This window comes from Microbacterium marmarense, assembly GCF_037204165.1.
GTDB lineage: Bacteria > Actinomycetota > Actinomycetes > Actinomycetales > Microbacteriaceae > Microbacterium > Microbacterium marmarense.
In genome coordinates, this window is record NZ_JBBDGL010000002.1 from 749,724 (window position 1) to 762,971 (window position 13,248).

Sequence of the window (13,248 nt, forward strand, 5' to 3'; positions counted from 1 at the left end):
ACAATGCGTCCGGGTGGTTACCAGCGGTGTACACCGCCCCGCGGCTCGATCCACGTAAGATGCCACCGTGACAGCCCCCTCACTCGAGCGACGTCTGGGCCTGGGCGACGCCGTGTTCATCGGTCTGGGATCGATGATCGGCGCAGGAGTATTTGCGGCTTTTGCCCCCGCGGCCGCCGCTGCCGGCTCCGGCCTGCTCGTCGGTCTTGCGATCGCTGCTGTCGTGGCGTTCGGAAACGCTACCTCCACCGCACAGCTCGCCGCAGTGCACCCGACATCGGGCGGCACCTACGCCTACGGGCGCACTGAACTGGGTCCCTGGTGGGGATTCACCGCGGGCTGGGGGTTCATCATCGGCAAGACCGCAAGTTGCGCGGCGATGGCGTTGACCTTCGCCGCATACGCTGCGCCGGCTGGATGGGAACGCCCCGTCGCGATCATCGCTGTGATGGGGCTGATCACGGTCAACTGGTTCGGTATCACCCGCACCGCTCAGCTCACTCGAGTGATCGTCGCCGTGGTGCTGATCAGCCTGAGCATCGGTGTCGCCGCGGCCGGTTCCGCTCCCACCTCCCCCGGTTGGCTCACGGGCGAGCCGGCCGGTGACTTCGGTTGGTACGGCATTCTTCAGTCTGGCGGGCTGCTGTTCTTCGCATTCGCTGGCTATGCCCGCATCGCCACCATGGGCGAAGAAGTACGCGACCCCTCGCGAACAATCCCCCGCGCGATCCTCATCGCGTTCACCCTCGCGCTCGTCGTCTACTTCGTTGTGGCCACCGCGGTGCTTTCAACCCTCGGACCCGAAGGCACCGCCGCGTCGACAGCCCCGCTCGCCGACGCCGCGGCGGCTTCCGGTATCGCGTGGACAACCGCTGTCGTAACTGTCGGTGCTGCAGCAGCGTCGCTCGGCGCCCTACTGGCGCTGATCGCGGGAATCGGTCGCACCAGCTTCGCGATGGCACGCGAGGGTGACCTGCCCCGCTTTCTGGCTGCGGTGCACCCGCGATGGAAGGTGCCGCACCGTGCCGAGCTGACGCTCGGCCTCATCGTGATCGTGCTTGTCGCCACCCTCGACCTGCGCGGGGCAATCGGCTTCTCGTCGTTCGGCGTACTGCTTTACTACTTTGTCGCGAATGTTGCTGCGTTTCGGCAACGCGTCGACGTGCGGCGCTATCCCCGAATACTGCAGGTCATTGGAGGCGTAGGGTGCATCGTCCTTGCGATCACCTTGCCTTGGCAAGCACTGGTCGCTGGTCTCGCCGTCGTCGCTGCGGGAGTGATCTACCGCGGGGTTCGCCTGCTGGCTATGTAAGCGGCTTGATCTCGAGCGAGGCGCTGGTCGCTCCAGCCGAAACGATCGCAAACGATGAGTAGCCGTCAGCTGAAGCGCGCTCCAGTAGCGCCTTGAGGTTCTTCGTTCGCACCTCGAGCCGCACGCGTAGGCCCTCAGCCACCAGAGATGCTTTGATCGCAAGCAGTTCAGCTACCGCGACGTCACGGTCGTGAACGAGCACTATCGAGCGGGATGCTTCGTCTTCGGCATCCTTCACCAGATCAACGATTCGCTCGAAACCGATCGAGAAACCGACGGCGGGCACGTCCCCACCGAGGAAGCGGCCGATCATGCCGTCGTATCGGCCACCACCGCCGAGCGAATAGTCGACCGACGGGTGAGCCAGCTCGAAGATCGTGCCGGTGTAGTACCCCATGCCCCGAACGAGGAAGGGATCGAAAACCAGCGGAATGTCGCCAGGAACGATGGTTGAAGTCGTTCGCGCTGCGCTCACCGCAGCGCCGATACCCACAAGGTGCGCAACGATCTCGTCTGGCACCGCGTCAGGAAGCAGCTTGCGCACTTGCCGCTCACCGAAGGGGCTGTACTCGAGCGTGACGGGGCGGCGCATGAAGGACTCAAATGCATCAACCGCAGCCTCGCTCGCGCCTCGCTCACGCAGTTCAGCAACGACACCCTCGGCTCGAATCTTGTCGAGTTTGTCGATCGTGATCAGCACGCCGGGGCGCTCAGCTTCGCTGAACCCGAAGTGCCCCAGCATCCAATCGAGAACTCGGCGATCGTTGATTCGCACGCTGGCACCTTCAAGGCCCAATGCGTCAAGCGTGTCGAGGCTGGCGACGATCAGTTCCGCCTCGGCACGCGAACTCGCGTCGCCCATGATGTCGATGTCGCACTGCATGAACTGCCGGTAGCGGCCCTTCTGCGGGCGCTCCGCGCGCCAGACCGGAGCGATCTGCACGGAACGAAAGACACTCGGCAACTCGCCCCGGTGGCTCGCGTAGAAACGCGCGAGGGGCACGGTCAGATCGTAGCGCAGCCCGAGATCGGTGAGATCTGCCGGGCTGTCAGCCGCAGCCGTGATCGCCGCGCCATCGAGACCGCGTTTGAGCACGTTGTAGGCGAGCTTTTCGTTGTCTCCGCCGATGCCCGAGTGCAGGCGTGCGTACTCCTCCATAACGGGAGTCTCGATCTCGTCGAAGCCGTGCGCGCGGTAGCGCTCACGAATGACGGCGAGCACACGCTCGCGACGAGCTTTGTCTGCGGGAAGAAAGTCGCGCATTCCGCGCGGAGGATTGACCGTTGCCACGCTTCTATCTTTGTCTATCGACGGGTGTGACCTGTGCAGCGCGGCGGGCTTCGACCTCGCGGACGTCAGTGGTCAGCGCGCGCAGGCGTTCTCGAAGCGCGCGTTCGGCATCCCAGCCCTCGCGCTTAGCAAGCGCGGTCAGCGCGAGCAGCTGTTCGCCGAGTTGCTGTTCGGATGCTGGTGTTTGCGAAGCAATCGCGGAGTCGGGCTCGATGCCGACCACCTGCGCCTTGCCAATCAGCTTCTGCGCGAGGGCGAGGGTGGGCATTCTCTCGCTGACGCCATCGAGCACACTGCTGCGAGAACTCTTCTCTTCGGCCTTCGCTGCGTTCCAGTGCACCAGCACCTCTTCGGGTGTCGCTGCGACCGCGTCGGCAAACACGTGCGGGTGACGCCGAACCATCTTGTCGGTGAGACCGCGCGCCACGTCGTCAATATCGAACGGCGACCGAGCGTCTCTCGACGCGATCTCAGCGTGAAACAGCACCTGCCACAGCAGGTCTCCCAGCTCTTCACGCAGGTCGTCGCGGGTTCCCGCCTCGATCGCGTCGATCAGCTCGGCGCTCTCTTCCTCGAGATAGGGCACCAGCGCGTGGTGGTCGATCTGCTGTGTCCAAACACAGCGATCACGCACCGCACGCATGGTTTCGGCCGCCTCGCGAAGAGAATCGCCCTGAGGATCGCTCACGACAACATCACGCCGTGGCACTCTTATCGTCCGCAGTGGTGCCGGCCTCGACGCGATCCAGCATGCGGTAGTGCCGCGCGCGCCAAGACACCAGAATGCCCGCAAGCAAGAGCGAGATCATTGAGCCGGCGAGAACACCGAGTGTTGCCTCGTCACGAAGCTCATCGTTGCTCGCGAAGGCAAGCTCAGAGAGCAACAGTGACACCGTGAAACCGATGCCGCCGAGTGCTCCTGCGGCCAGCAGATCGGTGAACGCGAGGGCGGGTTTCTCTGCGGTTTTGTCGCGCCCCACTCGAAGTGAGATCCAGCCGAACAGCGAGATTCCGACAATCTTTCCCACCGGCAGTGCGACAACAATGCCCCAGAACGCCGGAGTGAGTTCGCGCAGCGGCACCTGAGGGATGACCACGAGCGCGGCAGCGAACGCGAACACGGGCACCACTACGCCGTTCACCCACGGCTCCATTGCGTGCCGGGTGCGCAGAGCCGGCTGTTGCGCCATCGCAAGCCCCAGCGCCACACCCGCGATGGTCGCGTGAACACCCGATTGGTAGGTGAACACCCACGCGGCGATAGCGAGCAGCACCAGAACGATGGAGATCGCGATGCGCGCGCGGCCATCGAGCTGCCGACTGAGAACACCGAAGAGCACCACGCAGACAGCGGCGGCGGCGAGCATGCCGAAGTTCACATCGGTGGTGAACAGCACCGCGATGAAAATGATGCCGACGATGTCGTCGAGAATCGCCAAGGCGAGCAAGAAGATGCGCAGTGCTGACGGCAGTCCTCGCCCAAACACCGCGAGAACGCCGAGCGCGAACGCGATGTCTGTGGCCGTAGGAATCGGCCAGCCGTCTGCCGAATCGGTGCCAGCGGTGAACGCGAAGAACACCATGATCGGCACGATCACTCCGCCGGTGGCGGCAATTGCGGGCTGCAGCGCCTTCTTCGCTGAGTTGAGTTGGCCGTTGGTCAACTCAAACTGCAGCTCGACGGCGACAACGAAGAAGAACAGCACCAGCAGACCGTCTTTGATCCAATGATCAACGGAGAGCTCGAAAACATCGGGAATGCCAACGTAGGCGTGCATGATGTCGTCGGCGGCCGCGCCCAGAGGGGAATTGGCCACAATGAGGCCGAGCGCGGCAGCGCAAAGCAGCACAATCGCGGGGAAACGTGCGGAACGAAGCAGGGACATAGGGTCCTTTCAGAGTGCCAGTCGGTGGTTCTCTACCGACGCCGACCAGACTTCCCGGCACTCCGCAGAAGAGTCTATCGACGTTCAACGTCATAAGTGCCGCCCGCGTGACCAACGCGAAACACAGCGACGCTACCGTTAGAGGATGCGCGAACTGACTCACACCGAAGCGATCGACCTTGTCGGACGATTCGAAGCCGGCCAGGAGATTCCGGAGCAGATGCGCTCCGACGTCCGAATGCTCGGCTCTCTCCTTGGCAAAGTACTCCGCGAGAGCGGGTCGAAGGGACTGTACGACGATGTCGAGCGCCTGCGTGTTGCGACCATCCACGCCTACACGGACGAGTCCCCCGAAGCCTTCGAACGGGCGGCCAGCATCGCGGACTCTCTCACCGTCGAGCGGGCAGACGAAGTCGCCCGAGCGTTCACCACCTACTTCCACCTCGTGAACCTGGTCGAAGAGCATCAGCGAGTGCGAGTGCTGCGCCAGCGCGACGGGCGGCCCGCCCGCGAAAGCGCGACCGATTCGGTAGCCGCCGCGTTCGTTCGGCTGGCCGAAGAAGTCGGCGACGATTCGGCGCTCCAGCGTCTGCAGGCAATGCGATTCCACCCCGTGTTCACCGCACACCCCACCGAAGCGCGACGCCGTGCCGTTTCGCAGAGCATCCGTCGCCTGTCGGAGCTGCTCGAAGAGCACGACCTGGCGCTCCGCAACGGCGCCGACCAGCGCCGCGCCGAGCGGCGGATGCTCGAAGAGATCGACACCCTGTGGCGAACGGCGCCGTTGCGGCCGCAGAAGCCGTCACCCACCGACGAAGTGCGCGCTGTCATGGCGGTGTTCGACGAAACGCTTTTCACCGCCGTCCCCCACGTGTATCGCCGCGTTGACGACGCGCTGCAGGGCCCCGCGGCCGGCGACCGTGCACCTGTGGTGCGCCCGTTCGTGAGAGTGGGTTCGTGGGTCGGTGGCGACCGCGACGGCAACCCGTTTGTGACCGCCTCGGTTACGCGCAAAGCCGCGGCAATCGCCAGCGAGCACGTGCTGCTCGGCCTTGAACGCACCGCCAACCGCATCGGCCGAACGCTCACGCTCGACGCCACATCTACCCCGCCCAGCGACGCGGCCGGGGCACTATGGCGACGATTGAAGGCTGCGGATGAAGACGCGGCCGCCGAGATCGCCGAACGCTCGCCGAACGAGCCATACCGGCGAATCATGCTGCTGATCGCCCGCAAGCTGACGGCCACGCACGCACGCAATGCTGATCTCGCCTACCGCGATCCCGAGCACCTGCTCGCCGACCTGCGCGTCATCCAGGACTCGCTCGTCGCTGCGGGCGCGTCGCGCCAGGCGTACGGCCATCTGCAGCAGCTGATCTGGCAGGTCGAGACCTACGGCTTTCACCTCAGCGAGCTCGAAGTGCGCCAGCACTCCGCCGTTCACGCGAAGGTGCTCGCTGAACTTGATGCTGGCGGTGCGCTCAGCGAGCAAGCCGAGGAAGTCCTCGACGTCTTTCGCTCGGTCGGCTTCATCCAGGAGCGCTTCGGACCACGTGCCGCCGGGCGCTACATCGTGTCATTCACGCAATCAGCTGAAGACCTCGCCAACGTGCACCGGCTTGCAGCCTTCGCTGCCGGGCCGGACGGCAACACCCCTGTGCTCGATGTCATTCCGCTCTTCGAGACTTTCGCCGACCTGCAGGCCGCGCCAGGCATTCTCGCCGAGATCGTCAACCATCCTGAGTTCGCTGCCAGGCTCGAGGCGACCGGGCGCCGCCTTGAGGTGATGCTCGGCTATTCCGATTCATCGAAAGACGTCGGCCCGGTTGCTGCCAACCTCGCACTGTACGAAGCCCAGGCGAAGATCTCGGCGTGGGCCCAGGAAGAGGGCATCGAGCTCACCCTCTTCCACGGTCGCGGCGGTGCGCTCGGCCGCGGTGGCGGGCCCGCGAACTCGGCGATTCTCGCTCAGCCGCAGCACTCTGTCGACGGCCGATTCAAGCTCACCGAGCAGGGCGAGGTGATCTTCGCACGCTACGGTGACCCGGCAATTGCGATGCGGCACATCGACCAAGTCGCTGCGGCGATACTCTTGGCCTCGTCACCGTCGAACGAGAAGCGCAACTTCGATGCGGCGGAGAAGTACGCCGAAGTCGCAGCGACCATGGACACCGCTTCGCGTGAACGCTTCTTCTCGCTCGTCAAGGCACCAGGATTCGCCCCCTGGTTCGCCACCGTGACCCCGATGGAAGAGATCGGTCTGCTGGCGCTCGGCTCACGCCCCGCCCGCCGTGGACTGTCAGTGGAGTCGCTCGAAGACCTGCGTGCCATCCCATGGGTGTTCGCTTGGACTCAAGCCCGCATCAACCTCGCAGGATGGTTCGGGCTGGGAACGGCTCTTGATGCGGTCGCCGACGAAGCTCTGCTCACGCAGGCCTACGCTGATTGGCCGTTGTTCCAGACGATGATCGACAACGTCGCGATGAGCCTCGCCAAGGCCGACGACCGCATCGCGCAGCGCTACCTCGATCTGGGCGATCGTGACGACCTCGCCACGCTTGTGCGCGATGAAATGGCGCTCACTCGCTCCTGGGTGACCCGCATCACGGGCGGGAGCGAACTGCTAGGCAATAAGCCTGTTCTGCAGCGGGCCGTCAAGATGCGCAGCCCTTACGTCGATGCGCTCTCGTTGCTGCAGCTGCGCGCGCTGCGCGCCCTGCGCGATGCCGATGAGAGCGCTCCGGTGGATGCTGCGCAGCAACGGCTGTTGCTGCTCTCGGTCAGCGGTGTCGCGGCCGGGCTGCAGAACACCGGGTGACACCATGCCACGCAGACGATCACTGCGAGAGGTGATCGTCTGCGTGCGGCACGAAGACTACTGTGCGGCGGCGGGTTTCGCGGGCGCGGGCCAGAGCTGATCGATCAGCTGACCAACCCACGCGATCAAGTCGGCGTCACTGACTGGTTCCGAATCCACCCGCGGCAGCGGCACAACCAGGGCATCTCCGCCAGCGAGTAGCTTCGCCTTCGGATAGAGCCTCTGCAACCGCACGCGCATCGAGTCCGGCAGATGAGCGGGTGCGACGCGCAGGTTCGGCCCCATCGCAACCACATCGGTCAGTCCGGCCTGCGTGGCGCGCCGGCGCAACCGAGCGATGGACAGCAGTCCTTCAACATCTGCGGGCGGCTCGCCATAGCGATCACGAAGCTCGTCGATCACCGCATCGAGCGAATCGTCTTTCGCCTGCGCGGCAGACGCCGCTGAGAGCTTTTGGTACGCCTCGAGTCGCAGCCGTTCACTGTCGATATAAGCCTCAGGAATACGAGCCTGCACGGGCAGCTCGAGCCGCAACTCGACAGGGCCTTCGACGTCGTCGCCTCGGAAAGTCGCGACAGCTTCGCCGATCATTCGCAGATAGAGATCAAAGCCGACGCCAGCGATGTGCCCCGCCTGCTCGGCGCCCAGCATGTTTCCCGCACCACGGATCTCGAGGTCTTTCAGTGCCACCTGCATGCCGGATCCGAGGTCGTTGTTGACCGCGATAGTCTCCAGACGGTCGGCAGCGGTTTCAGAGAGCGGCTTCATCTCGTCGTACATGAAGTAGGCGTAGGCACGCTCGCGTGCGCGACCGACTCGCCCGCGCAGCTGGTGCAACTGGCTCAGCCCATACTTGTCTGCGCGGTCGATGATGATGGTGTTCGCATTCGCGATATCGAGGCCGGTCTCGATGATCGTGGTCGACACCAGCACGTCTGCTTTTCGCTCCCAGAAATCGTCGACGACCTGCTCGAGCTGGTGCTCCCCCATCTGACCGTGCGCCACGACAACCCGCGCCTCTGGAATGAGCTCGGCGAGTTCAGACGCCACACGCTGAATCGACTGCACTCTGTTGTGCACGAAGAACACCTGGCCTTCGCGCAACATTTCACGACGTATGGCAGCCGCAATCTGCTTGTCATTGCGAGGTCCGACGTACGACAGAATCGGGTGCCGATCCTCGGGTGGAGTCTGCAACGTCGACATCTCGCGAATGCCGGTGACTGCCATCTCGAGCGTGCGCGGAATGGGTGTGGCGCTCATCGCGAGAATGTCGACGTTCGTCTTGAGCTTCTTCAACGCGTCTTTGTGCTCTACGCCGAATCGCTGCTCTTCGTCGATGATCATCAGGCCGAGATCTTTGAAAACCACCTTTTCGGTGAGAATGCGATGCGTTCCGATAACCATGTCGACAGTGCCGTCGGTGATGCCGGCGAGAACCTCGCGGGCCTGTTTATCGGTCTGAAAGCGCGAGAGCGCTCGCACTTTCACGGGGAATCCGGCGAAGCGCTCGGCAAACGTCTCGATGTGCTGCTTGACCAATAGCGTGGTCGGCACCAGCATTGCGACCTGCTTGCCATCCTGAATGGCCTTGAACGCCGCGCGCACTGCCACCTCGGTCTTACCGAATCCGACGTCGCCCGACAGCAGTCGATCCATGGGAATCGGCTTCTCCATGTCGGCTTTGATCTCATCGATCGTCTGCAGCTGGTCAGGGGTCTCGGCGAACGGGAATGCCTCTTCGAGCTCACGCTGCCACGGCGTATCAGGGCCGAAGGCGTGCCCCTTGGCTGCCATGCGCGCAGAGTAGAGCTTCACCAGTTCGACCGCGATGTCTCGCACCGCGCGGCGTGCTTTGCCCTTCGCTTGGGCCCAATCGCTACCGCCCATCTTCGACAGCACGGGCGTCTCGCCCCCGACATAGCGAGACAGCAGGTCGAGCTGGTCCGTCGGCACGAACAGTTTGTCGCCCGGGTAGCCCCGCTTGGACGGCGCGTACTCGATCACGAGATACTCGCGGGTGCTCTTGATCGCGTTGCGACCGCCGCTCGAGACCTCGCGCTGGGTGAGCTCAACGAACTTTCCGATGCCGTGGGTGACGTGCACGACCGCATCGCCCGCCTTCAGCTGCAACGGGTCAACCACATTGCGACGCCGCGATGCCAGTTTCTTGACCACGCGCTGGTCGCCACCGATCGTGCGGCCGTAGAACTCAGACTCGGTGAGAACCGCGAGCTTGGCCTCGGCTGATTCGAATCCGCGCTCCAGAACAGACAGCACCACGTGCGCGACGCCCGGCTCAGGAATGGCGAGAACCTCATCGACCATGCGCGCGGCGATTCCACGCTCGGCCATCACATCGCGCGCGCGCTCGACCAAGCCAGCTCCGGAGGCGGTGACGATCACACGCCACCCTGCTTGCAGCAGCTCGGCAATGTGTGCTGTTGCACCGTCGACGTTTCCCTGGAACGAGGGCACCGCGTTGCCCGGCACGCGCACGACTCGCGCTGCCTCGAGGGCTGCGTCGATGTCGAGCAGCCCCTCCGCCGAGGCATCTGCCTCGCCCGAGTCGAATGAACTCAAAGTCCACCAGACATCGCCGCGTGATTCTGCGGCTTCGCGCAATGCGGGCAACGGCACGAAATCGCCCGTGCCAAGGTCTACGGGAGTGTCGGCGCCCGCTGTCGCGGCGCTCCACGCAGCATCCAGAAACTCGCGATTGGTATCACTCAGCGTGATCGCGCGACTCACGGCGCGTTCGGGGTCAACCAAGCCGACCGCTGCGCCCTGTGGCAGATAGTCGACGAGCGTCACGAGCCGATCGACCAGAGCGGGCAGCAGTGACTCCATGCCCTCGACGGGAATTCCCTCGGTCATCTTCTCGAGCATGTTGCGAAGACCGGGGAACGTCTCGTGCAGCGCGGCGGCACGTTCGCGGACGTCCTGCGTGAGCAGAAGTTCACGGCTAGGCAGAAGTGACACTGTTCGCACGTCCTCAGGCAGCGAGCGCTGGTCAGCGACGGAGAACTCTCGAATCTGGTCGACCTCGTCGCCGAAGAACTCGATGCGGAAGGGATGGGCAGCGGTGGGAGGAAACACGTCGAGGATGCCGCCGCGCACAGCGAACTCACCGCGGCGCGACACCATGTCGACGCGCGAGTAGGCACGTTCGACGAGCCCGAGCACCACATCGCCCAGTTCGTTGCCTCGGCTGCCCATCGACAGCTCGATCGGTCCAACGTCGGTGAGGCCTGCTGCGATCGGCTGAATTGCCCCGCGCACGGACGACGTGATGACAAGTGGCGTCTTGCCCTGCCACTTCGCCACGTGCGCGAGAATCTCGAGCCGCTTGCCGACAGTCTCTGCACTCGGGCTCAGACGCTCATGAGGCAGGGTCTCCCACGCAGGAAAGTGAAACACCTCGGCACCGGGCAAAAGCGCACCGAGCGCGGGCCCGAGCGACTCAGCGCGTCGCCCGGTGGGTGCGATCAGCAGCACCACCGGCGGCTTTCCGGCTGCGCGGCGGCGCTCGATAAGAGCGGCAAGAAGCGGGGCGTCAAGCCCTTCGACGAGAGAAAAGTCGGCGTTTACAGGCGCCACAGAAACGGCGTCCTGAAAGGGCTCCGCCTGCTCGAGGGCGCGCACTATCCCGGGAACTGTCACCTTAGAAGTGTACGGCGCACAGCCGACACCCCGGCAGTCGCGCTCGTACGCAAGACAAGCACGCTTCTAGGATGAAGGCGTGAGCGATTCCACACCTGGTCAACCCCCCGTGCCGCAGTCCGCGCCCGCAACGAGCGGGTGGGCGGCGCCGAGCGCACGTCCTTTTGCTCCGCCCGCAGGTTATTCGATGCCTCCGGGCTATTCCGCGCCCGCACAACAACGCGGTGCCGGCGCTCCCCCGGCACAGAAGCGTAGCGCCGCGCTCGGCGTTGTCCCGCTGCTGCTCTCGCTTTTTGCGGCCATTGTCGTACCCGTGGCGCTGGGGCTCGCCGCCTTCGAAATCGGCCAGGGTGCGCTTACGCAAAATGTGCTCACTTCTGCGCAGTTCAGTCCCGCGACCCTGACTCCGGTGCGCGAGTGGGTGCTGTTTGCCGAGATCGCCTTCTGGGTCGGCACCGTGTGCGGCACCTGGGCTCTCATCCAGGGCATCGTCGCGATTGTGCGCCGACGCGGGCGTGGTGCCGGAATCGCCGCGGTTGTGCTGGCAAGCGCTGGGCCGCTCATCGCGCTGGTCGTCATACCGAGCGCCCTCGCGGTCGGCGCGACGATGAATGCGAGCGGATCTCTCTGAGCCCGCGCCTCACCCGCCGCTAGCCTCGCGGTGCGTGATGCTTCTGCTGAGCCGCGACCAGGCCTTCGGCAATCAGCTGTTCCACCGCGTCGGCAGCATCCGACACCAAGATCGGGAGGGTTTTTCGCTCGACAGCTCCGAATGGATCAAGCACCCAATCGGATGTCTCTTGCCGTCCGGGCGGACGGCCGATGCCCACCCGCACTCGGGGAAACTCGGGGGTGGCCAGCGCTTTTGCGACGTCGCGCACCCCATTGTGCCCACCGTGTCCGCCGCCGATTTTTAGCTTGATCGTGTCGAACGGGATGTCGAGCTCGTCGTGCACGACGACGACATGGCCCGGATCCACGGAGTAGAAGTTCGCCAGAGCTGCGACGGGACCGCCCGAAACATTCATGAAGCTGTTCGGTTTGGCGAGAATGAGTTTGTCGCCGCCCGGGCGCAACCAGGTCTCAACCGTTCGCGAGTTCGTCTTGTGCGCGCGGAACGTTTCGCTGCGGCGAGCCGCAAGTTCGTCCACGACCAGCTGCCCCACGTTGTGGCGGGTGGTCTCATAGCGCGGCCCCGGATTGCCCAGGCCCACGATCAACCAAGACTGTGCCATGTCTTCCATCCTGTCTGACGGCGCGTACAAACCGAAACGAGGGGGCGCGGAATCCGCACCCCCTCGCTATCAGTGAGAGTCTTACTCGGCTGCTTCCTCGGCCTGCGTGTCAAGAGCTTCGCCCTCAGCAGGCGTGGCGTCTGTTTCTTCAGCAGCAGCAGACGGCGCCGAGATCGCCACGATGAGCAGTTCGGGGTCAGCGGCCAGCGACGCACCCTTAGGCAGCGACAGGTCGGCTGCGGTGATGTGAGCGCCCTCTTCAAGACCCTCAACGTCAGCCTCAACGCCCTGCGGGATGTGCGTTGCCTCAACCTCGAGCAGAACCGACACTGCGTGCTGGTTCACGTTCATGCCGGCAGCAGGCTCGCCGACGACCGTGACCGGAATGTCAACCTGGACCTTCTCGCCCTTCTTCACGACGATGAGGTCGATGTGCTCGATGATCTGGTGCACAGGGTCCTTCTGCACGTCCTTGACCAGGGTGAGCTGGTCCTTGCCATCGATGACGATCGTGAGCAGCGCGTTTGCGCGGCGGATGAGCAGCGCAACCTGGTGACCGGGCAGGGCTACGTGCACGGGCTCGGTGCCGTGCCCGTAGATCACGGCAGGAATCTTGCCAGCGGCGCGAAGGCGGCGGGCGAAGCCCTTGCCGAAGTTCTCACGGACGTCTGCGATGACCTTGTGGTCGGGCTCGTTCGACATTGTTGCTCCTTGCGGGCGCTCAGGCCCGTTCTGTCAGCGGGCCAACCTGCGAAGGCCCAGGGTATGTGGGGTTGTTTCGACTCAAACGCGAGCGCGTGAGGAAAGCCGGGGCCTAGATCACCGCGTCGATTACGGATGCCGATTGCTGCTGTAGAGCGAAATCGGGGCATCCCTCGCCGAAGTACAAGCACATAGTCTAGCAGTGACCCGGCTACGATGAAGACTCACCCGATCAGCACCCGGAGGTTTTGCATGGAGTACGGATTCTTGACACACGTGTTGCTGTGGGTGGTCGGCGCTGTCGCGCTGATCGGTGCAGTCGGAACGACGTTGGCTTTCTG

General features: G+C 64.3%; 9 protein-coding genes. 3 read left to right on the forward strand and 6 right to left on the reverse strand.

From position 1 onward, the window contains the following. The first annotated feature begins 67 nt into the window (after positions 1 to 67). Complete coding sequence (locus WDU96_RS10050; RefSeq protein WP_337338338.1) at positions 68 to 1,312, forward strand: APC family permease; 1,245 nt, start codon at positions 68 to 70, stop codon at positions 1,310 to 1,312. On the opposite strand, the gene hisS is transcribed toward WDU96_RS10050, so the two are convergent. Genes hisS through nhaA form a run of 3 tightly spaced genes read right to left on the reverse strand, consistent with a single transcriptional unit; the run spans position 1,305 to position 4,489 of the window. Continuing rightward, a complete protein-coding gene (gene hisS / locus WDU96_RS10055; RefSeq protein WP_337338441.1) occupies positions 1,305 to 2,576 on the reverse strand; it encodes a histidine--tRNA ligase in 1,272 nt (423 codons plus the stop codon). The genes WDU96_RS10050 and hisS overlap by 8 nt on opposite strands. Positions 2,577 to 2,607: 31 nt before the next feature. Further along, positions 2,608 to 3,246 carry a nucleoside triphosphate pyrophosphohydrolase gene (locus WDU96_RS10060; RefSeq protein ID WP_337338442.1) on the reverse strand — a complete coding sequence of 213 codons (639 nt, stop codon included), beginning with the start codon at positions 3,244 to 3,246 and terminating at the stop codon, positions 2,608 to 2,610. A 52-nt stretch (positions 3,247 to 3,298) separates the two neighbouring features. After that, positions 3,299 to 4,489, reverse strand: a complete 1,191-nt coding sequence (gene nhaA, locus WDU96_RS10065) for a Na+/H+ antiporter NhaA (RefSeq protein WP_337338339.1) — start codon at positions 4,487 to 4,489, stop codon at positions 3,299 to 3,301. Between the two features lie 145 nt (positions 4,490 to 4,634). Here nhaA and WDU96_RS10070 point away from each other — a divergent pair, with 145 nt between their 5' ends. Continuing rightward, complete coding sequence (locus WDU96_RS10070; RefSeq protein ID WP_337338340.1) at positions 4,635 to 7,307, forward strand: phosphoenolpyruvate carboxylase; 2,673 nt, start codon at positions 4,635 to 4,637, stop codon at positions 7,305 to 7,307. Between the two features lie 57 nt (positions 7,308 to 7,364). Here WDU96_RS10070 and mfd read toward each other — a convergent pair whose 3' ends face one another. Next, positions 7,365 to 10,970 carry a transcription-repair coupling factor gene (gene mfd, locus WDU96_RS10075; protein ID WP_337338341.1) on the reverse strand — a complete coding sequence of 1,202 codons (3,606 nt, stop codon included), beginning with the start codon at positions 10,968 to 10,970 and terminating at the stop codon, positions 7,365 to 7,367. A 79-nt stretch (positions 10,971 to 11,049) separates the two neighbouring features. Here mfd and WDU96_RS10080 point away from each other — a divergent pair, with 79 nt between their 5' ends. Beyond that, entirely contained in the window at positions 11,050 to 11,601 is a 552-nt protein-coding gene (locus WDU96_RS10080) for a hypothetical protein (protein WP_337338342.1), read from the forward strand. Between the two features lie 19 nt (positions 11,602 to 11,620). Here WDU96_RS10080 and pth read toward each other — a convergent pair whose 3' ends face one another. Then, a complete protein-coding gene (gene pth, locus WDU96_RS10085) occupies positions 11,621 to 12,205 on the reverse strand; it encodes an aminoacyl-tRNA hydrolase (RefSeq protein WP_337338343.1) in 585 nt (194 codons plus the stop codon). Between the two features lie 81 nt (positions 12,206 to 12,286). Next, positions 12,287 to 12,907 carry a 50S ribosomal protein L25/general stress protein Ctc gene (locus WDU96_RS10090; RefSeq protein ID WP_337338344.1) on the reverse strand — a complete coding sequence of 207 codons (621 nt, stop codon included), beginning with the start codon at positions 12,905 to 12,907 and terminating at the stop codon, positions 12,287 to 12,289. Positions 12,908 to 13,248 lie beyond the last annotated feature (341 nt).